Annotated in this window: 19 protein-coding genes; 8 read left to right on the top strand and 11 right to left on the bottom strand. The window is 49.4% G+C overall.

Annotated features, from left to right (window positions below):
- Positions 1-18 precede the first annotated feature (18 nt).
- The 4 genes from MHN33_RS02870 to MHN33_RS02855 form a co-directional block, all read right to left on the bottom strand.
- Positions 19-1,149 carry a cytochrome P450 gene (locus MHN33_RS02870; RefSeq protein WP_239394878.1) on the bottom strand — a complete coding sequence of 377 codons (1,131 nt, stop codon included), beginning with the start codon at positions 1,147-1,149 and terminating at the stop codon, positions 19-21.
- On the bottom strand, positions 1,146-2,348 hold the full coding sequence (locus tag MHN33_RS02865) for a cytochrome P450 (RefSeq protein WP_239394876.1): 1,203 nt from the start codon (positions 2,346-2,348) through the stop codon (positions 1,146-1,148). The genes MHN33_RS02870 and MHN33_RS02865 overlap by 4 nt, the downstream gene beginning before the upstream one ends.
- A 985-nt stretch (positions 2,349-3,333) precedes the next feature.
- Entirely contained in the window at positions 3,334-4,179 is an 846-nt protein-coding gene (locus MHN33_RS02860) for a hypothetical protein (protein WP_239394874.1), read from the bottom strand.
- 259 nt (positions 4,180-4,438) lie between these two features.
- Positions 4,439-4,669 carry a hypothetical protein gene (locus MHN33_RS02855; RefSeq protein ID WP_239394872.1) on the bottom strand — a complete coding sequence of 77 codons (231 nt, stop codon included), beginning with the start codon at positions 4,667-4,669 and terminating at the stop codon, positions 4,439-4,441.
- Between the two features lie 423 nt (positions 4,670-5,092).
- Between MHN33_RS02855 and MHN33_RS02850 the strand changes: the two genes are divergently transcribed.
- From MHN33_RS02850 to MHN33_RS02815, 8 genes are all read left to right on the top strand, one after another.
- Complete coding sequence (locus MHN33_RS02850) at positions 5,093-5,512, top strand: ParB N-terminal domain-containing protein (protein WP_239394870.1); 420 nt, start codon at positions 5,093-5,095, stop codon at positions 5,510-5,512.
- A gap of 27 nt (positions 5,513-5,539) precedes the next feature.
- Positions 5,540-6,508, top strand: a complete 969-nt coding sequence (gene sbnA, locus MHN33_RS02845) for a 2,3-diaminopropionate biosynthesis protein SbnA (protein WP_239394868.1) — start codon at positions 5,540-5,542, stop codon at positions 6,506-6,508.
- A gap of 34 nt (positions 6,509-6,542) precedes the next feature.
- Positions 6,543-7,565, top strand: a complete 1,023-nt coding sequence (gene sbnB, locus MHN33_RS02840) for a 2,3-diaminopropionate biosynthesis protein SbnB (RefSeq protein WP_239394866.1) — start codon at positions 6,543-6,545, stop codon at positions 7,563-7,565.
- A 12-nt stretch (positions 7,566-7,577) separates the two neighbouring features.
- Positions 7,578-8,690 carry an FAD-dependent oxidoreductase gene (locus tag MHN33_RS02835; RefSeq protein WP_239394864.1) on the top strand — a complete coding sequence of 371 codons (1,113 nt, stop codon included), beginning with the start codon at positions 7,578-7,580 and terminating at the stop codon, positions 8,688-8,690.
- A gap of 112 nt (positions 8,691-8,802) precedes the next feature.
- A complete protein-coding gene (locus tag MHN33_RS02830) occupies positions 8,803-9,186 on the top strand; it encodes a Rid family detoxifying hydrolase (protein ID WP_239394862.1) in 384 nt (127 codons plus the stop codon).
- A 38-nt stretch (positions 9,187-9,224) separates the two neighbouring features.
- Positions 9,225-10,460 carry a threonine synthase gene (gene thrC / locus MHN33_RS02825; protein ID WP_239394844.1) on the top strand — a complete coding sequence of 412 codons (1,236 nt, stop codon included), beginning with the start codon at positions 9,225-9,227 and terminating at the stop codon, positions 10,458-10,460.
- A 2-nt stretch (positions 10,461-10,462) separates the two neighbouring features.
- Positions 10,463-11,707, top strand: a complete 1,245-nt coding sequence (locus MHN33_RS02820) for a benzoate/H(+) symporter BenE family transporter (RefSeq protein ID WP_239394831.1) — start codon at positions 10,463-10,465, stop codon at positions 11,705-11,707.
- Positions 11,708-11,723: 16 nt separating this feature from the next.
- Complete coding sequence (locus tag MHN33_RS02815; RefSeq protein WP_239394829.1) at positions 11,724-12,923, top strand: DcaP family trimeric outer membrane transporter; 1,200 nt, start codon at positions 11,724-11,726, stop codon at positions 12,921-12,923.
- A 77-nt stretch (positions 12,924-13,000) separates the two neighbouring features.
- Here MHN33_RS02815 and lipA read toward each other — a convergent pair whose 3' ends face one another.
- The 7 genes from lipA to mrdA form a co-directional block, all read right to left on the bottom strand.
- Positions 13,001-13,966 (bottom strand): lipoyl synthase, encoded by a 966-nt coding sequence (gene lipA / locus MHN33_RS02810; RefSeq protein ID WP_239394816.1) that lies wholly within the window; start codon positions 13,964-13,966, stop codon positions 13,001-13,003.
- Complete coding sequence (gene lipB, locus MHN33_RS02805) at positions 13,963-14,616, bottom strand: lipoyl(octanoyl) transferase LipB (RefSeq protein WP_239394806.1); 654 nt, start codon at positions 14,614-14,616, stop codon at positions 13,963-13,965. Before lipB ends, lipA begins: the two co-directional genes overlap by 4 nt.
- 14 nt (positions 14,617-14,630) lie before the next feature.
- The gene (gene ybeD, locus MHN33_RS02800) at positions 14,631-14,909 is read right to left on the bottom strand and encodes a DUF493 family protein YbeD (RefSeq protein ID WP_040644649.1); all 279 of its coding nucleotides are present in this window, start codon (positions 14,907-14,909) and stop codon (positions 14,631-14,633) included.
- A gap of 140 nt (positions 14,910-15,049) precedes the next feature.
- Positions 15,050-16,213, bottom strand: coding sequence for a serine hydrolase (locus MHN33_RS02795; RefSeq protein ID WP_239394804.1), 1,164 nt, complete (start codon positions 16,211-16,213; stop codon positions 15,050-15,052).
- A 54-nt stretch (positions 16,214-16,267) separates the two neighbouring features.
- Complete coding sequence (locus MHN33_RS02790) at positions 16,268-17,032, bottom strand: septal ring lytic transglycosylase RlpA family protein (RefSeq protein ID WP_239394802.1); 765 nt, start codon at positions 17,030-17,032, stop codon at positions 16,268-16,270.
- Complete coding sequence (gene rodA / locus MHN33_RS02785) at positions 17,029-18,135, bottom strand: rod shape-determining protein RodA (protein WP_239394800.1); 1,107 nt, start codon at positions 18,133-18,135, stop codon at positions 17,029-17,031. The genes MHN33_RS02790 and rodA overlap by 4 nt, the downstream gene beginning before the upstream one ends.
- Positions 18,132-20,003 (bottom strand): penicillin-binding protein 2, encoded by a 1,872-nt coding sequence (gene mrdA / locus MHN33_RS02780; protein WP_239394798.1) that lies wholly within the window; start codon positions 20,001-20,003, stop codon positions 18,132-18,134. Before mrdA ends, rodA begins: the two co-directional genes overlap by 4 nt.
- Positions 20,004-20,011: the final 8 nt, after the last annotated feature.

Genomic DNA, 20,011 nt, shown 5'->3' with positions numbered 1-20,011 from the left:
GGCTTTTGCATGCCAGATTCAGGCGGGAGTCTGTACGTTAACTATAAATGCGGGCGGTGCGACGGCAGGCTCCGGGTGCAACTCTTCTGATAGTTGCTCGAAGGTTAGTTGCTGGCCCTGTAGTGCACTGATGAGATCTGAGGTAAAACTCAGTGCAAACGCCGAGGCGATGCACTTATGTGTGCCCCAACCAAAGGGCATATAGGGCGCATCAGCGGTGGCATTTTCCCAGCGTGGCGGGTAGAACCGTTCGGGCTGTACCCAGTTGTCCGGATGCCGATGTAGCACGTAGGGGCAGACTGTTACCGTATCACTTTGTTTGATATGCAGTTTGCCTAGCGTGTGTGCTTTACTTGGAGTTCTTGGCAGGTTCCAGGCCACAGGCCAGAGCCTTAATGCCTCTTTGACTATCCAGAGGGCCGGATGCTGCACGCCGCCTTCTTTGGCACAAAAAAACAAAGACCAGGCCAGGGTAAATGCCATAGAGCTGTTAATGGCAAAAAAGAAAGATAAGAAGATCTGTGCCAGCGCTTTGGGCGATTCATTATCCGGGCTCGACGCCAGCAGAATGTCAATCACATCGCGGTTACTGCCCTGGTAAGGCGGCTGCTGGCGACGTGCTTTAAACACCGAGCGCAAGGCACGGTGAACACGGAGTCGGATAAAGGCACGGCGCCACCCCGAGCCGTGGGTTTTCTGACCGCTGTATAAAGAGAAGGTCAGTACTTTATCGAGTAGTTTGCGAAGTTGAGGGCTACGCTGGCTGTCGACCAGAAAGTCGTAAAACACTGTGTACATCAGATCATTGGCGCTATCAGGCCAGCACAGGCCCTGGCTGACCTGGCGCCGAAATGTCTCAATAACCTGGTTCCGGCGTTGTTCATAGTATCTTTTAAGGCTGAGGATAGCGTCTTTGCCGATGGCAATTTGTGCTTCCCGGGTGGAAAACAACATGCCATTGACGTTAAAGAAATCGGATTGCTCAATATAATTGCCGTCCGGGTTACCCATAGCTTGTTTCGCGGAGTCAAAGTCGGTCACATAATAATTGTCCTGCTCAAATTCTATGTGTGCGGGGCAATGTGACAGGGCCTGATCAAGCGCTTGAAACGGCTTGTCAAATTTTTCGTCAGTATCTTCTAATCTCATGACTGTTTCTCGCTAATGATGCCCTCAAACCCGGCAACGGAGGGAATGTTCATATTTTCAAATGCCAGCGCTGACGGATTGGTGAGTGTAATATCCAGTTCACTCAACAGCAGCTGGCAGAGTATGGCGAGCTGGTTGGTGCCCAGTTGCGCGCCGATACAGCTGCGTGGATTCCAGCCAAACGGCACAAAGGTGTTGGGCTGTACATTTGCCTGTTGCCAGCGCAGCGGGTTAAAAACATGAGGCTCTGGCCAGTACTGCTCATTGCGATGAACAAAGTAACTGCTGTTAAAAAAGGTATCGCCAGCCTGCACGGTGAACTTACCAACACTGAACGGGCAGCGGGCTTCGCGAAACACGATGGGTACACTCCACATACGTAAAGCTTCTTTTATAAACCAGTGTAACTGAGGCGTGTGCTTAAATGGCAAGGCAGGCACATCGTTTGGAAAGCCCCTGAGTTCGTTGCTGAGGATCTGTTGCCACTGCGGGGATTGCAGTAACTGTGCCGCCATACAACTGGCGACGGCACCGGGCGGGCCAGAAATGGCCGTGACTAAGGTCATCATGGCATCCAGGGCACGGTCCATGCCGAGGGCCGGATAGTCGTCGACTACGCTTTGTAATAAATCGAGTTTGCTACCTGAGCTATTACGGCGTTTGCGAATAGCCCGGCGGATCACCTGAGCCGCACGCAGATTGTACCACAGTAGCGGGTATTGTCTGAGTCGGGTATGTGTCTCGGGTTTTAGCAGCACTTGGATCTGTGCGCGCATGTGACGGGATATCAACGCTCGTTGTTGCTCCGTCAAATCGCAGATCATCACATCCAGCACACAAAAGGCAATACATTCCTGGATTAGCAGATCCAGATTAACCGTCTTACCTGGCTGGCTTAATAAGTGAGCTTTCATCGCATGTTTGACTCGGATCAGGTAGTCTTGTGAGTCCATTTTTTTCAGGAGTTTGAGCCAGCCGCTGCGAATATGCTGCCAGCTCATCGCGTTCTGGCTTTCCTCTTGCGCACCAAACAAGGAGTCCGGGAGGGTCATATCTGCAAAGTTCAACTGATTCGCCAGCCGGGCGCTGTGTGGATTAAAAAAGGCATAGCTCTGGCCGTCAACCTGATAGTCCTCTTTGCCCTTAGCGCAATCTTCTCTCATTTCTGTAATATCAGGGCGCTCTTTGGGTATCATCATTATTATTGTTCGCTCTGTGGGTTGCCATTCAGAAGGGGGTGGTGAATACAGCCCATGGGTTAGAGCATGGGCTGGTGCGAAACATTAGATGTTATTGTACAGTTTCCACAGGTAGCGCTTTGACTGAGTGGCAGTGCGAAGACCCATTGCGCGCATTACTTTTGCTTTAAGTGCTTTCATAGTAAAACTCCTTCTAGATTGTGTTTAGTCAGGCAATATCAATTAGATATTGTTGTACATGATCCATAAGTAACGCTTGGACTGAGAGGGTGAAGTGGCACGAACGCCCAGTGCACGAAGCACCTTGGTTTTTAGTGTTTTCATAGTCAATTCCTTCTATTTTATCGGTTAGATGTTGTTGTAGTGATGCCAGAAATACTTCGCTGAAGTGGAGGGTTTTGCACTGCGAACGCCGAGTGCGCGTAGTAATTTAGCTTTCATCGTTTGCATAATTAATTCCTTCTGACTTGTTGATTAGATGTTACTGTAGTTAGGCCATACATACTTCGCTGAAGCAGAGGGTTTTGCACTGCGAATGCCGAGTGCACGCAGTAACTTAGCTTTCATCGTTTTCATAATTAATTCCTTCTATGTTTGTTGTTGCGAATATTAAGTCGCTGTTCCACATTATTAACGAATTGTGAAAGTGTCAAGGCTGTTTTTTGAACAAATGATGGGGTTTGAGTTGAACGCCTGGTAATTTGGGATGAGTTTATACCGGGGTAAACATACATGCCTGGACAACGGCCATTCTACGATGCGCAAATGAATCAACAGGGTGCCACTTTTTCAGCCCTGTTTGTCAGAGTGAGTTCCGCAGGGTTTTGTGCTAAATCAGGCACCGGTTTGATTTTAAGTGGATGCAGTCTCAGAACAGGCATGGAAATGGTGGCGTCAGTACTTTAAACAACCTCAATTCACTGACGTAAAGGCCGCGAGAAAGCGGCTCTACAGCGTACTTAATGACAGCTCGATCGTTATTTTCTCACTGTGTCCTGAGTTGCTCGATGATCTGAGCATCCACCCAGTAGGGGCTACCAGTGACATAGCGGCTGCCATCTTCCCTGGTTTTGACATCCCCACGCCAGAAAAACAGATATTTGCCGTCAGGGGTCACTTTGGGCCGTTGTTCGTAGAGCGGTGTGTTTATCTTGTCGCCCATATTGATGGCTTCTCCCCAGCTGCCGTCTGGCTGTCGAAAGCTAATATAGATATCTGGCGTATTTTCGTCGTCCTTTTCGGCATCCCACATAAGATAAGATTCATCCGGTGCAACAAAAGGGTGGGCGATGTACTTGCCTTTGTTCACTGCTTTGCTCATTTTTACAGGTGTTTGGTATTTGCCATTGACCCGACGTGAATAGCTCAAGTGTCCGCTGCCGTCGTCAAAGTTCAATACGTAAAAGAAAATGGTATCGGCAGCAGAGCGTGTGTAGCCAATAACAGGAATATCTTTGAATGGTGCTATTTCTTTGATTTCTGATACCGCAGGGCTAAAACGTGACTGATAGGCGCTGGCCTCGCCGGAAGGGATTGTTTTCCAGTGCCACTGATCATTTTTATAATGCATTGCAAGCAGAGTGTTTTGCCCGTATTTACCGCCAGTGCGAGTAAATGAGAGTTCAGTCATATCAGGCAAAAAGAGTACTTCTGTTTCAAGGTATGTGTCTGTTGCTATCACCCCAGGCGCAAAAGCTTTGGGTGTCAGCCCGACAGAAGGTTGGCCGAGATAAGGGCCTTTAAGTATGGGTTTGTGATCGTGTGCGTTGCTGCTGTTGCTAGTTGTCAACGCCGCAAGTAACAGAGGAAGTATTCGACAGACAGAGTACATGGTTATTCCTTATTTTTCTGATGCTATGTGAACTGAATAAGATGAAGCAGCCTGTACTGTAACGTGTCTGTTTTTGACTGCCTGACTTAACGCTGACTTATCATTGATTTCATTCTGACGGGAAAAGCCGACAACTTTGAGTGTCAAAAATGGCTGACTCAGGCAGCTAAGTACACAGCGATAAATACTGAATAGGATTTATAATATATTGATTTTTATTCTTATTTTTTGTTGTTTGGACGTCTCCGTTTTTATCACGTTACTTGTCGCTAGCAAGCATGGCTAAGAATACCTGTTTTGCTTTGCGCTCGGGCGAAGGTAAACCTAACAGCTTTGCCTGAGTTGCATTTATTAGTCTCGACGGTGTTGCTGGAACATGGGCGGTTGACGTGGTTACGATAGCCGCGTTGTTGCCCTTGTGCATGGTTGCTTGATCAGCATATCCACCGGCAGGCTTTTCAGTCAGGGATAGCATTTGCTTGATCAGCATATCCACCGGCAGGCTTTTCAGTCAGGGATAGCATTTGCCTGCTACAGCGTTGTCACGCACTTGATGTGGACTGTCGCCACGGTTGCTGCGTTTTTCATAAGCGGCGGGATGAGATCATGTGTCAGCCCTGAGCAAATTGTGGTTGCATAACACCGTTCTCGTTTACCGGATCGTTTTCGGCGGAACTGAGCATCTGGTTATGTTGCGTCTGTCAAAAAGGAGGGAGTTAGTCTGTGAAGAAGTATCTAGAAAATTTTTCAAGAAAAAAGCGAATTGATTAAAAGTAAGACAATCATTCAGTTATGCCCGACTGGTTAACTAAGATCAAATTTTTGTATTTTTTTTGTGTTTCTCATGTTTACTTTTTGGCCTTTCACTGCTACTTTCCGTACCCAATATAGCATTTTTCGACATGGAACTACTATGGAAAGTAAGTCAGATTCCTCAATTAAGTTACAGCTTAGAGAACTTAGTGAATTGCGCCCTACAGAGCAACACTGCCCTGAGCATGCAGCTTTTTTGGCTAATGAAATCAGTAGGTTGATGGAGTGGACCACACCTATTATGATTGATGTAGAGTCGGGGGTGATCATGGATGGTCATCACCGTTATTCTGCCGCGAAGTTACTTCAATTGAAACGTGTGCCTTGTATCGCCTTAAGTTATAAAAATCCTTTGTTGTCTGTGTCTCATTGGGATCCTCTGTTAACAATAAGTACACATCAGATCTTGCAGGCGGGGCTGACAGGTCAGCTGCTGGGTAAAAAAACAACACGTCATCAACTGGCAAAAACGCTCCCTAAAACAGCTTTCAAACTAGCCGATCTGGCATGCGAACTCTAGTGGATACAACAGGAAAAAGGAATAAGTATGATTTACAACACGGCCCTGGAGCTGGTACACGATGATGTATTTCTCCGTCTAAATGATTTTCTCCAAGAACAAGACGTTTACCTTAAGATGGAAGGCTTTTCCATCGGAGGGTCGATCAAGATCAAGCCTGCGTTGAAGGTGATTGCACGGCTGGAATTAGAAGGCAAACTGATGCCCGGGAGTAAAGTAATTGAGAGTTCTTCCGGGAATTTGGGCATTGCCCTTAGCCTGGTATGTGCTGCGAAAGGCTACTCTTTCACATGTGTTACCGATCCCAACATCCTGCCAACTTCAGAGCGGCTTATCCAGGCTTATGGTGCAGATATCATCAAGGTTGATAAGAAGGATGAAAACGGCGGCTATCTGCACGAAAGAATTAAGCTAATTAAGGAAATGCAACGCAAAGACCCCTCATTGGTTTGGATCAACCAATACGAGAACAGCGATAACCTTGAAGCGCACTATATGTCCACAGGGCCTGCGATTATTAAGCAGTTTCAGCAGCCAGATTATGTTTTTATCGGTGCAGGCACCACCGGCACTTTAGGGGGAGTGAGTCAGTACATAAGACAGCATTCGCCAAGAACCAAGATAATTGCCATAGACACCTATGGTTCGGTTACATTTGGTGGTCCATCAGGTAAACGCTTCATCCCCGGGTTGGGCACCAGCGTCGCACCTCCGATCCGGCGCATGGCCCAATTTGATGAGCTCATTTTAGTGAACGAACGGGATACTGTGTGCATGTGTCATAAGATGGCAAAGCAGGGACTTCTATTTGGTGGTTCTACGGGCACAGTATTACAGGGTCTCCAGCAATACTCAGAAAAAATACCAAAGGGCTCGACCATTGTGGCCATTTCCCCTGACATGGGAGAGCGATACCTCAATACACTATACGACCCTGACTGGCTATTGGTGCGCTTTCCGGAACTCTTCACTACACCAGAACTGACCGCGGTTTAAATTACTAATCACTTTCTTAACTAAGGACTATCTTATGCTTGCAACTTCAGACAGTAACTTGTCATTTTCAGTTATCTCTGCGCCACTGATCCAACGCTGGTTGGACGACAATGCGTCTTCATTACTAGATATTATCGCCTCCGCCTATCAGTTACACGCGGATGACCGGGTGGTCAATCCTGACAGTTATTTTCTGCGTTTTCCTACACAGCCGCAAAACCGTATCATTGCGCTTCCCGCCTCGATTGAAGGGGAAGAGGGCGTCGCTGGGATTAAATGGATATCTAGCTTTCCTGATAATATTGAGCAAGGTAAGAACAGGGCATCAGCAGTTATCATTGTTAATGACCGACAAACCGGATATCCAAGGGCATGTCTTGAAGGAAGCCTAATCAGTGCCGCCAGGACAGCCGCGTCGGCGGTACTCGGTGCTAGCTACTTGCATTTAACCCCTGGAAAATGCCGCCATTTAGTGATCGTCGGAAGTGGTCCTATCGCCTTCAATACTCTGACGATTATGCTTCAGTTAAACTGGGACATCGCGAAAATTACCGTGGTTGACAAAAACTTGTCACGGGCAGAGGCTTTTGCTCAGCAGTGTGAGCATAACAACATGGATGCTACTGAGCAAAATCAAGTCATCGCTGACGCGGATATGGTGTTGTTTGCAACCTCAGCTATCGAACCTTATATCAGCGATGCTGAGCTTTTTGCCAACAATCCTACGGTATTGCACCTCTCTTTGAGAGATATCGCACCAGACATCATTTTAGACAGTCAGAACATTGCAGACGATGTTGATCATGTGCTCAAAGCAAATACGTCAGTTCATAAGGCACAATTACAAGTCGGTCATAAAACATTTATGGCAGGCGGCATCGTCGATTTAATCTCGGGCTCTGTGCAGCCAGACCCCGACAAACCTCGTATTTTTTCACCGTTTGGTATGGGCTGCCTGGATCTGGCGGTTGCTGAGCGGATCTTGCGCGACTGTGATGGTGCTGAGTCACTACAGTGTCATGACTTTTTCCCTCCGGCCCACGGTAACAAAGCGTAAACGGAGGTGAGTATGACGGAGTATGATTTTCTGATCATTGGCGGCGGGATCGCAGGCACTTCAGTTGCAAAAGAATTGGCCGAGCAGCACAAAGTACTGTTGCTGGAACGAGAAAGCCAGCCCGGTTACCACACGACAGGTCGCTCAGCAGCAATTTATCTGGAGACCTATGGCAGTAAGCAGATCCGGGCTCTGACCAAAGCCAGTGGTGCTTTTTTTCGCGCCTCACTAGACGGCGAGTCTCCGTTGATCAGTGATCGCGGAGCCATGTTTGTGGCCGATGAACAGAGTGTAGAAAAACTACAAGCTCATTATCAGGAAGTAAAGCGCCTGACGGAGAATGTGCAATGGTTAGATCATGATGAGCTGGCTGAGCGTTACCCATTTCTTGCTGAGCACTGGATTGCCGGAGTGTATGAGCCGGATGCCATGGATATTGATGTGCATGGTTTTCATCAGCAATGTATATCCCGGTTGAAGCGCAACGGAGGCGAGCTAAAAACGTCTGCCAGCGTGAGCAAGATAGAGTTCGTTCAGGGTAAATGGCAGGTGTATTGTGGAGAAACCTGTTATCGGGCGTCTCATATTATCAATGCCGCTGGCGCCTGGGCGGATGAAATTGCCAGGCTAGCAGGATTGGCGCCACTTGGTTTGTCGCCACTCAAGCGCAGTGCTGTGCTGATTGAAACCCAGGGTAGTTGCTTAGAAGGCCCTTATATCGGAGATATTGCTGAGAGCTTTTACTTTAAACCTGATGCCGGTCTATTAATGGTATCGCCTTGTGATGAATCTCCTGAGCCACCCTGCGATACCAGTCCAGATGTGTTAGAAGTCGCCATAGCGATAGACAGGTTTGAAAAGGCCACTGAGTTGCCTGTAACCCGGTTACAGAGTAAATGGGCTGGGCAGCGAACCTTTTCCACAGACAGAAATCCGGTGATTGGCTTTGATCCCAGGGCGACCAACTTCTTCTGGCTGGCAGGGCAGGGGGGGTACGGGATCCAAACGGCCCCGGCAATTGCAACATTAAGTCGGGCGTTACTCTGTCAGGAGAATGTACCTGAATCACTTAGTCAGCTAGGTGTCAGTTCCGAGGCTTTGTCGCCTCAACGCTTTTTAGCATAGCAATTCAAGAAAAGGTTTGCGTAAGTCGTCCCGGGAGGCATTGACTGTTGGGCCACGCCGCAGACCACTTTACTCACAGTATTTGATTTATCAACGAACGAAGGAAACAGCAATGACGAAGACAATTGTATATTCAGACACGGCACCCAAACCAATCGGTACTTACTCACAAGCGGTTAAAGCAGACAGTTTGGTTTTTCTATCTGCTCAGGCACCGTTAGTACCTGAGACGATGACCTTGGTTGAGGGCGGGATTGAAGCCCAAATCACTCAGGTCCTGGATAATCTCTCGGCAGTAACGCAAGCAGCAGGTGGCAGCCTGTCGGATATGGTTAAACTCACTGTATATTTAACTGATTTAAATAACTTCCCTTTGGTTAACCAATTGATGGCCAACTATTTTACAGAGCCATATGCGGCGCGCGCAGCGGTTGAAGTATCTCGTCTACCAGCTAACGGTGATGTTGCGATAGAAGGCGTGATGGCGCTGAAATAAATAACTTGGATGGGTAATACAGTAAGGGGAAAACAACTATGAATAGATTTGTCGCCGACAGTGTAATTGGCTTTAATTGTGTCCGATGCGGGGCCAGTCATTACCCTGCAGAGGTACAGTATACTTGTAGCTGTGATAGTGAGCAGGGGATCCTGGATATCGATTATCAGTATGAAGGGATACGGAAAAATGTCTCTCGTGCTGATCTTGCTTCATCTACCCAAGTGGGGATGTGGCGCTATTTACCCTTATTACCCGTCCCTGACAATGCACAACTACCTAGCTTGGTGGTTGGTAACACACCGCTGTATGCGCTGTCGGGGTTGGCGCACCAGCTAGACCTGAAACAGGTGTGGTGCAAGGATGAAAGTCGTCAGCCCTCTGGATCTTTGAAAGACCGTGCCAGTGCAATGGCGGTAGTCCATGCCAGGCTGGCCGGGTATGACACACTGGCAACGGCCAGCACAGGGAATGCTGCGGCTGCACTGAGTTGCCTGGCCGCGAATATGTCCATGCGGGCAAAAATTTATGTGCCTAAAGATGCTCCAAAAGAGAAACTACTACAGATCCAGGCTTATGGCGCAGAAATTGTTTTGGTGGATGGTAATTATGATGCAGCCTTTAAATTGAGCCTGACTGAAGCCAAAGAAAATCACTGGTATATCCGCAATACCGCTTACAACCCTTATATGACGGAGGGCAAAAAGACGGTAGCGTATGAAATTGCCGAACAGCTAAACTGGCAAATGCCGGATGTCATTGCCGTAAGTGTGGGCGATGGCTCTATTATTGGCGGTGTACATAAAGGGCTGAAGGATTTACTGGCACTCGGATGGATAGAAAAGATGCCACGTATTCTTGGAGTGCAGGCTAGTGGCAGTGATTTTATTTATCAGGCCTGGCACAACCGGGAAACAGTGCTAGACAAAGCCGCGATTGCGGCAAACTCCGTGGCAGATAGTTTGCAGGCGGACCTGCCGAAAGACAGAGTGAAGGCACTGAATGCAGTAGTGCAAACCGGCGGTATATACACCACTGTGACTGATGAAGAAATTTTACAGGCGATGAACACGTTGGGTCGTCATGGCATATTATCCGAACCCGCTGCTGCTGCGACTTTGGCTGGGATCACTAAGGCGCGTAAGGATCGACAGCTTGAAGCGCACGAGAGTTTGGTCATGATCAACACGGGAACGGGATTAAAAGATATGACAAGTATCCAAAAAATGCTAAAAAGTTATGGTTCTGAAAATATAAATCAAGGAAAGTGTTAAATATGCCAGGTCAATTACAACAACTAAAAACCGACTATGCTAATTCAGCCCTTGTGGCAGGGTTGATCGCTGTTATCGTGTCTTATGCTGGTCCTTTGATTATCGTCTTCCAGGCCGCTCAGGCAGCTGGTTTATCACCTGAACAAGTATCCTCCTGGGTTTGGGCCATATCAATTGGCAGTGCTTTGTCTGGTATTTATTTGAGCTGGCGGCTAAAAATTCCGATCATTACTGCGTGGTCTACACCAGGGGCGGCATTGCTGGTAGCCAGCCTTGGGCAATATTCGTTTGAGCAGGCCATTGGCGCCTATCTGGTGTCGGCCGGGCTAATTTTTATATTTGGTCTGACCGGTTGGTTTCAAACGATGATGGATAAAATTCCCAAATCTATAGCATCAGCCATGTTGGCCGGGATCCTGTTTAATTTTGGGGTGTCAGTGTTCACCTCTATCCCTCTTTCTCCAGAGTTAGTGTTACCTGTATTGCTGGCATATCTAATTACGAAAAGAGTATTGCCAAGATATGCCATTGTCAGTGCTTTGTTTAGTGGTGTCGCGCTGGCTTTCCTGTTCGGGCAGATTGGCCAGGCAGAGGTTGATTTTGCGTTTGCCACTCCGGTATTTACATATCCTGAGTTTTCGCTCAGTGCAATCATAGGTTTGGCGATCCCGCTGTTTATTGTCACCATGACATCGCAAAATGTTCCGGGTGTGGCCGTACTCAAAAGTGCAGGATACCAGCCCGCAGTGAACACCGTTATTTCGGGGACCGGGTTGGTGTCAGTTCTTTTGGCTCCTTTTGGTGCCCATGGGATCAATCTTGCAGCCATTACGGCGGCTATTTGTACCGGAGAGGAGTCGCATAAAGACGCCTCTAAACGCTATATCGCTGGTTTAAGCTGCGGGGCATTTTACCTCATTATTGGCTTGTTCGGTGCCACCATTGCCAGCGCTTTCTCTATTCTGCCTGCCGCTTTGGTTGCGACGGTTGCTGGTTTGGCTTTATTTGGAGCGCTTAGCAACGGCCTACATGGCGCTATGGCGATTGACAAAGAGCGCGAAGCTGCCCTTATCACTTTCCTGGTAACGGTATCTGGCCTGTCTATTTATGGTGTCGGTGCTGCATTTTGGGGTCTGATAGCCGGCATGGTGACCTGCTGGCTGCTCAATAGTAATCTGGTGCCGACGATAAAAAAGCCGAAGAAACAAACAGAACAATTAGCAGAACAAAGTGCAAAAGTACAGTAGAGTAAAGGGTGTGGAAATGAAAGAAAGGAATGTCCTTAAATCCAGTGCCTTTACCATATTCGGGTTGATGGCACCTGGTTTGGCGATGGCTGCGTTAAAGGCGCCAGCCAATGAGATCACTGACGTTTCAGTCGGTGGCTATATTCAGCTAGACGCTGTGTACAGCTCGGTCAGTGCCGGAGCTAACCAGTCAGCCGATCACTTCTTTATCGGTTCCAGTGTACCTTTGGACTCTACACACGGCGAGTCGGATCAACTAAAAATCAGTGCGCGGGAAAGCCGGATATGGCTTAAAAGTGGGGGGCAATATGAACACTGGCAACTCACAGCGAAACTGGAGGGAGACTTTTATGGTGCTAAACCCACGTTTTCCGAGACCTATAATAATAATTCTGACTTTCGTATTCGCCATGCTTATTTACAGGCAGACTATGACGATAACCACAGTTTCTTGATTGGCCAATACTGGAGTGCGTTCCAAAATACGCGTGCCTTTCCCCATACTACCACGATTGGCACTTTACCCGGTCAGGCATTCAGTCGCACACCTCAGATCCGCTACCAGTATAATCTTGCGTATTGGCAGCTTTACGCATCACTTGAAAATCCGGAATCAAATCTACTGACCGAACAAGGTGAGAGTGTAAGACCAGACGATGATAAGTATCCGGATTTGGTACTTGGAGTAAAACAGAAGCATCAGGCAGGTCAGATTTCACTGAGTGTATTGTATCGCTCCCTGAGCTGCGAGCAGTACCAATTGTGCCATGATAGTGAAGATGCCTGGGGCATCAGTGTGGCAGGCGAGTACAATTTCGATGCTCGGAATCAATTGCGATATCAGCTTAACCGAGGCAACGGCATAGGTCGTTACGTGAGTGGGGTTATTTACCCGGATGCGGTATTAGGTGCGCAGGGTAATCTATTCAATACAAGAGTGACTGCAGGCATGCTGAGTTTTCAGCATACCTGGCGTGACGATTTGACCTCGGCCGTGATCTTCAACTACGCCGACAGTGAAACTCAGTATGATACTTCAGGTTCTGCAGTCGTTATGACGGATAAAATCACCACACTGAATGTTAATCTGCAGTGGTGGCCTGTGCCCGAAAAGTGGCGTCTGTCTATGGAAGTTCTGCGCGCGAACACCCGCTTGTCGAGTGATGCAAAGGGAGATCTAAGCCGGGTTATGCTGTCTTCGCGTTATTACTTTTAACACAGGGATTTCTGGCTTATGAGCAGTCATAAAAAAACGCGACATCCGGTCGCGTTTTTCTTTTTTGTGGTGAGGCGTTACTTAACTTCTTTACCCGCAGCCTGCTGATCAGCGTGGTAGCTGGAGCGCACGAACGGGCCGCAAGCGGCGTGGCTGAAGCCTATCTCGTCGGCGTACTCTTTCAGCGCATCGAATTCTGCGGGTGGCACGTAGCGTTTTACTGGCAGGTGGTGTTTAGACGGCGCCAGGTATTGGCCAACGGTCAGCATGTCTACATTATGCTCACGCAGGTCGCGCAGGACTTCTTCAATCTCCGGCATGTCTTCGCCCAGACCCACCATCAGGCCAGACTTGGTTTTCACCTCAGGATGTGCTTCTTTAAAGCGACGCAACAGCTCCAGTGACCATTTGTAGTCGGCACCCGGGCGCGCCATTTTGTAAAGGCGTGGTGCGGTTTCCAGGTTGTGGTTAAACACATCCGGTGGTGTCTCAGTTAAGATCTCCAGCGCGCGGTCCATCCGGCCACGGAAATCCGGTACCAGGATCTCGATGGTAATGCCCGGGTTGTGTTTGCGAATTTCGCGAATACAGTCGGCAAAATGCTGGGCACCACCGTCACGCAGGTCATCACGGTCAACTGAAGTGATCACCACGTATTTCAGTTTCATGTCTTTAATAGTCAGTGCCAGCTTCTCTGGCTCTGCCGCATCTGGCTTGAGCGGACGACCGTGTGCCACGTCACAGAACGGGCAACGGCGGGTACAGATGGCACCCAAGATCATAAAGGTAGCGGTACCGTGGTTAAAACACTCAGACAGGTTAGGGCATGAGGCTTCTTCACAGACGGAGTGCAGGCCGTGCTTGCGCATTGCCTGTTTGATGCCATCGATACGCTCGCTGGATTTTGGCAGACGGATCTTCAGCCAGTCCGGTTTGCGAAGCATTTCGTCACGCTCGGTTGGCATTACTTTAACCGGGATCAACGCCATTTTTTCTGCGTCGCGGAGCTTTACCCCTGGCTCAATTTTCACTGGTTTACTCATTCGTTTTCAAACCCCTGGGTGTGTATAACCTGCTCGGCCGCGAGGCGCTTGAGCATGTGTTCTACCAGGCCATTGCCCGCCTCGATGAGCGTAGCAGGGCCATTAAGTTGACTGGTTTGCACCATTTCCATGCCGGCATAGCCACACGGGTTGATGCGTAAAAATGGACTCATATCCATATTGACGTTCAGCGCCAGACCATGAAACGAGCAACCCCGACGGACCCGCAGCCCCAAAGAGGCAATTTTGGCATCACTGACATAAACGCCGGGCGCATCCGGTTTGGCATAAGCTTCAATGCCGTGGTCTTTAAGCATGTCGATGATGGTTTCTTCAAGCCAGGTAACCAGCTCGCGCACCCCAATCTTCAGTCGGCGCAGATTAAACAGTACATACATCATCTGCTGGCCCGGGCCATGGTAGGTGACCTGACCACCTCTATCGACCTTGACGACCGGAATATCACCGGGGGCCAACAGGTGTTCGGCTTTACCCGCCTGACCCTGAGTAAAGACAGGCTCGTGTTCGACCAGCCAGATCTCATCCGGGCTGTTGTCATCACGGGTGTCGGTAAACGACTGCATTTTTTGCCAGATTGGCTCATACGCCTGGCGGCCCAGCTGACGAATTATGATACTGCGGTTACTCATATTTCGTTTGCGCCTTATAGCACGTATCGAACGTCTGGCAGTGAACCTATCTCGGTGTAGATCTGCTCAATGTGCTCTTTTGACGTCACAGTGGCAACGAGAGTGACGGATTCATAGTTGCCTTTACTGCTTGGCTTGGTTTTAGGTGCATAGTCACCGGGTGCCAAAGTTTGCATCTTTGCCACAACCTGATCGGTCAGGTTGACGTTCGCCAGACCCATGATCTTGAAGGTAAACGGGCAAGGGAACTCTAAGTACTCGTCAAACTTAGTATTTTTTACAGGTGTTACCACAACGGTATCCTCACTACTTGGCTGGGTCTGAACAGACCCTGGCACGCTACATATCTTGGCGGGCATTCTAGCATTTTTGCGACAAAAAAAAACGCCTCCGGTGGGAGGCGTCCTGGATTATAAACCCACTAAAACCGGGGTTATTGCATGATCTGTAAACGTAAGTAGTCGTAAATCTTGCTGAAGAAGCTGCCTTCCTCGATTTCTTCCAGCGTGACCAGTGGGTACTGGGCAATGTCTTCGCCTTCCAGCTGCAAGAATAAAGTACCCACCTTACTGCCTTTCGCCAGAGGCGCTTCGAGGGTTTTATCCAGCTCAAAATGCGCCTTCAAGTTTTTACGCTGACCACGAGGAATGGTAATTGGCGTATCCTGAGCAATCCCCAGCGATACGGTTTCTTTGTTACCCATCCAGATACGTTGATCGGCAAAGCTGTCGCCTGCTTTATAAGGGGTAATGGTTTCGAAGAAGCGGAAACCGTAGTTCAGGAGTTTCTTACTTTCTACTTTACGGGCACGCTCGCTGGCTGTGCCCATAACCACGGCAATCAGACGCATATCGCCTTTGGTCGCTGAGGTAACTAAACTATAGCCGGCTTCTGAAGTGTGACCGGTTTTAATACCATCGACATCCAGGCTGGCATCCCACAGTAGCGAGTTACGGTTGTACTGCTTAATGCCATTAAAGGTGAACGACTTCTCTTTGTAGATGGCGTATTCTTCCGGCACATCACGAATAAGCGCTGCACCCAGCGTGGCCATATCTCTTGGTGTGGTGTAGTGCTCGTTGGTATCCAGGCCGTGGCTGTTTACAAAATGGGTGTTCGTCATCCCCAGTTTCTCGCCGTGGGCATTCATTAAATCGGCAAAGGCACTTTCGCTGCCGGCGATATGCTCAGCCAGCGCTACGCAGGCGTCATTTCCCGATTGAATGATTACGCCGCGGTTGAGATCTTCAACACTGACCTGTTTACCCACTTCGATAAACATTTTGGAAGATTCCGGGAAGTTTTTCGCCCAGGCCTTTTCACTGATAGTGACCATGTCTTCATTGGCAATATTACCGGCCAGCAGCTCGGTACCAATCACGTAGCTGGTCATCATCTTAGTTAAGCTGGCTGGAGCCAGTTTGGTGTCCGGGTTGCCCTCTGCAATCACTTTACCGGTGGTAAAGTCTACCAGAAAGTAGCCCTTCGCACTGACCTGAGGTGGTGCAGGCAGGATCTGCGCACTGGCCGAAAACAGGGTGAACGAACACACGGCACCCACTAAGTGTTTAATAAATTTTGGTTTGAAAACTGTCATTATGCTCGCTTTTTGGTTGTTGATCGGCATGTTTAAATGTCATTACTGAATATTTTAAAGTTCATGTTCTGTGTAAAGCAAGAAGGCGCGATTAAATTCACCCTGGCGTAATGTTTCTAAGAGTTTCTGCGCCGTGTTATCATCGGTGATCGGGCCTAGTCTCAGCTTGTATAGATTGTCCTCAAAAGCAATGGGTGTGCCGAGCTCAAATTGCTGCGACAAAGTGCTGGCCAGCGCCTGTACATTTTCAATGTTACTGGCAGCTGCCACTTGCACATAGGTTAGTCTGGGCGTATCGCGCGCTATGGTAAGGGCTTCTATCTTAACCTGTGCTGTACCCTGGCGATGAAAGCCCAGTTTATAGGCAGCCGCATAGGACAGGTCAATCAGGCGGTCATCGTGAAACGGTCCACGGTCATTCACCCTGACAATCGCGCTTTTACCATTGTTGACATTGGTAACCCGCACAAAGCTTGGTAAAGGCAAGGTTTTGTGTGCGGCGGTCATATCAAACATGTTGAACACTTCGCCATTAGAGGTGTAGTAACCATGAAATTTACGTCCGTACCAGGATGCGGTGCCTTGCGCCTGATAGCCTTTTTCATCCGACATTGGTGTGTAACGTTTACCCAAAACTTCGTAAGGGCGACCCGCACTGACACTCTTGGCTTCGCTGGTGACCAGCGCATCCTGCATCTCCAGCTCGGTGGGCGCGCGCAGCGGTGCTTTGTCCTGCTTCACATGATAGCGACTGCTACAGGCGCTTAATACAACAACAAAGCCCAGGAGTGCAGCTTGCTTAAACGTCCTCTTGATCACTTCAATAACATCCTCTTATCTGTGGCTATCGACATAATAATGCCAAACCCGGCCATCAGGGTCACCATAGAGGTGCCGCCGTAACTGATCAACGGCAGTGGGACGCCCACGACAGGGAGCAGACCCGATACCATGCCGATATTAACAAAAATATATACGAAAAAGGTGAGTGTTAGTGCGCCTGCCAGCAGTTTACTGAAGGCATCCTGCGCGTTTACGGCAACGTACAGCCCCCGGCCAATAATAAACAAATACAGGCTCAGTAAAATCACCACACCGGTGAGCCCGAATTCTTCACTTAACACGGAAAAAATGAAGTCAGTATGACGCTCGGGCAAAAACTCCAGTTGCGACTGGGTGCCCTGCAGCCAGCCCTTACCCTCGATGCCGCCGGAGCCAATGGCGATTTTTGATTGTATGATGTGATAGCCAGAGCCTAGCGGGTCGCTTTGTGGGTCTAAAAAGGTCAGTACCCGTTGTTTCTGATAAGCGTGCATACCAAAGTGCCACAGTGCAAAGCCGCCGGGCACAGCAAGCAGAATGCCAGAGCCAATTAACTTCCAGCTTAGCCCGCCGAGAAATAACACAAATATGCCGGAGCTCGCGATGAGTATAGACGTGCCCAGGTCGGGTTGCTCCTTAATGAGCAAAGTCGGCACCAGCACAATCACAAAGCCAACAATAATGTGGATTAAACGCGGCGGCATATGGTGGCGGCCAATGTACCAGGCAACCATCATAGGCACAGCAACTTTCATGATCTCGGACGGCTGAAAGCGGGTAATGCCCAAGTCCAGCCAGCGCTGAGCCCCCTTACTGCTGACTCCGACAAATAATACCGCAACGAGCATCAGCAAGCCTATGGTATACATGGGAAACACCAGCCTTTTGAGAGTGTTGGGAGACAGTTGTGCCACCATTAGCATCGCCGCAAAGGCCGCAAACATGCGCTTGCTGTGGCGTGCCACCATGGCCATATCCTGGCCACTGGCACTGTAGACTATGGTGATGCTGCCGATCATCATCGCCAGCATAGCGAGCAGCAAAGGCAGGTCGATATGTAGTCGCTGCCAGATGGTGCGCTGTTGATTCAACGGGCTCATTGTCCCTCCGTGTCACTGGGGTAAGTGGCAAAATAGTAGTCCATCAGCTGCCTTGCAATAGGGGCAGCTATGGATGAACCTGCACCCTGGTTTTCTACCACAATGGCAACCACAATACGCGGGTCGTTATAGGGTGCGAACCCGGTGTAAATGGCGTTATCCCTGTGCCGCTCCTGCAATTTCTCGGCGTCGTACTCTTCACCCTGAGCAATACTGACGATTTGCGCGGTACCCGTTTTACCGGCTGGATCATAGCTTGCCCCCTTAAATGCTTTGTGGGCCGTGCCGGTGGTTTTGTAGACCGTGTTGTGCATGGCTTCCAGAGCAATACGCCAGTGGTCGGGGTTATTCAAAACCACGGGTGGCTTTTCATCGGTGTACATTTGCGTGACTTCGTTGTTATGGCGGGCAACCTGAGCCAGATGTGGTGGCCGGTGTGCCCCTTTGTTAACCAAAATAGACACCGCATTGGCGATTTGGATAGGGGTTGCGGTCCAGTAGCCCTGACCAATGCCAACGGAGATAGTGTCGCCTGGCCACCAGTTTTCTTTGAAGCGCTGTCGTTTCCAGTCTGTGGTGGGCATAATGGCACTGGTTTCTTCATGGATATCTATGCCGGAAAGGTCACCAAAACCAAACTGACTCATAAAATTGCTGATCTTAGTGATCCCTAGCTGGTACGCGGTATGATAAAAATAGGTGTCACAGGATTCTTCGATGGCTTTATAAACATCAACATGGCCATGTCCCCAGCGCTTCCAGTCACGCCAGCGGTGGTCAACATTGGGGATCTGGAAAAACCCGGGATCCCAGAGTTTGGTTTGCTCTGTCACCAGCTCTTCTTCAAGAGCCAGGATAGCCAGGTGCGGTTTAACCGTCGATGCCGGCGCATAGCGGCCCTGAGTGACTCGGTTGATCAGCGGCCTGTCTGGGTTGAGTAATGCTCGATAGTCTTTACTGCTGATCCCGTGGACAAACAGATTGGGATCATAGCTTGGGTTGGAATACATGGCCAGCACGCCACCGTCTTTGGGGTCGAGCACCACAATGGCCCCGCGTACGCCGTCAAGCGCTTTCTGGGCTATCTGTTGCAAGCCAATGTCCATGGTCAGGACCAGATCTTCGCCGGGTTGTGGCGGTTCCACGCCCAGGGTACGAATGATCCGGCCCCGGTTGTTGACCTCGACGCGTTGTGACCCTACCACCCCGTGCAGGCGCGATTCATAGAACTTTTCGATCCCCAGTTTGCCAATATCCCGGGTTGCGCGATAGTTGCTGGCATGACCTTCAGACTCCAGCTCGGCGAGTTCTTTTTTGTTCAGTTTGGCAACATAACCCAGCGCGTGGGTAAGAGTGTCGCCGTAGGGGTAGTAGCGAGCCAGCCGCGCCTCAATACTGAAACCGGGAAATTTATGCTGATTGACCGAAAATGTGGCCACTTCTTGTTCGTTCAATCGGCCTTTAAGGATCTGGCTTTTAAAGCGACGATTGTGGCGAATGTCTTTGCGAAACTCTTCAATCTGCTGGTCGCTGATGTCGATCAGCGTGCGTACCTGGGTCAGTGTGGTTTCCAGGTCATCTACGTCTTCGGGGATCACTTCCAGGTTATAAACCGGGCGGTTTTCGGCCAGTATAATGCCGTTGCGATCGTAGATCAGGCCTCGATTCGGCGCGACCGGAATGACTTTGATACGGTTATCGTTGGAGCGGGTCTGATAGGTCTCGTGTTCAGTGACTTGTAACTTATAGACATTGTGCAGCAGGATCCCTATCAGGGTTACTACGAAGACAAAGCCAATAAAGGCGCGACGCGCAAACAGGTTTGCTTCTGCGCTGTGGTCGCGGATCGTCGGCCTGTGATTGAGCATAATGGCGG

Origin of the sequence: Pseudoalteromonas sp. OOF1S-7 (assembly GCF_022347765.1) — a bacterium.
Lineage (GTDB): Bacteria > Pseudomonadota > Gammaproteobacteria > Enterobacterales > Alteromonadaceae > Pseudoalteromonas.
Note: the sequence above shows the minus strand (reverse complement) of the source record. Positions and strands in the feature narration are given on the sequence as shown.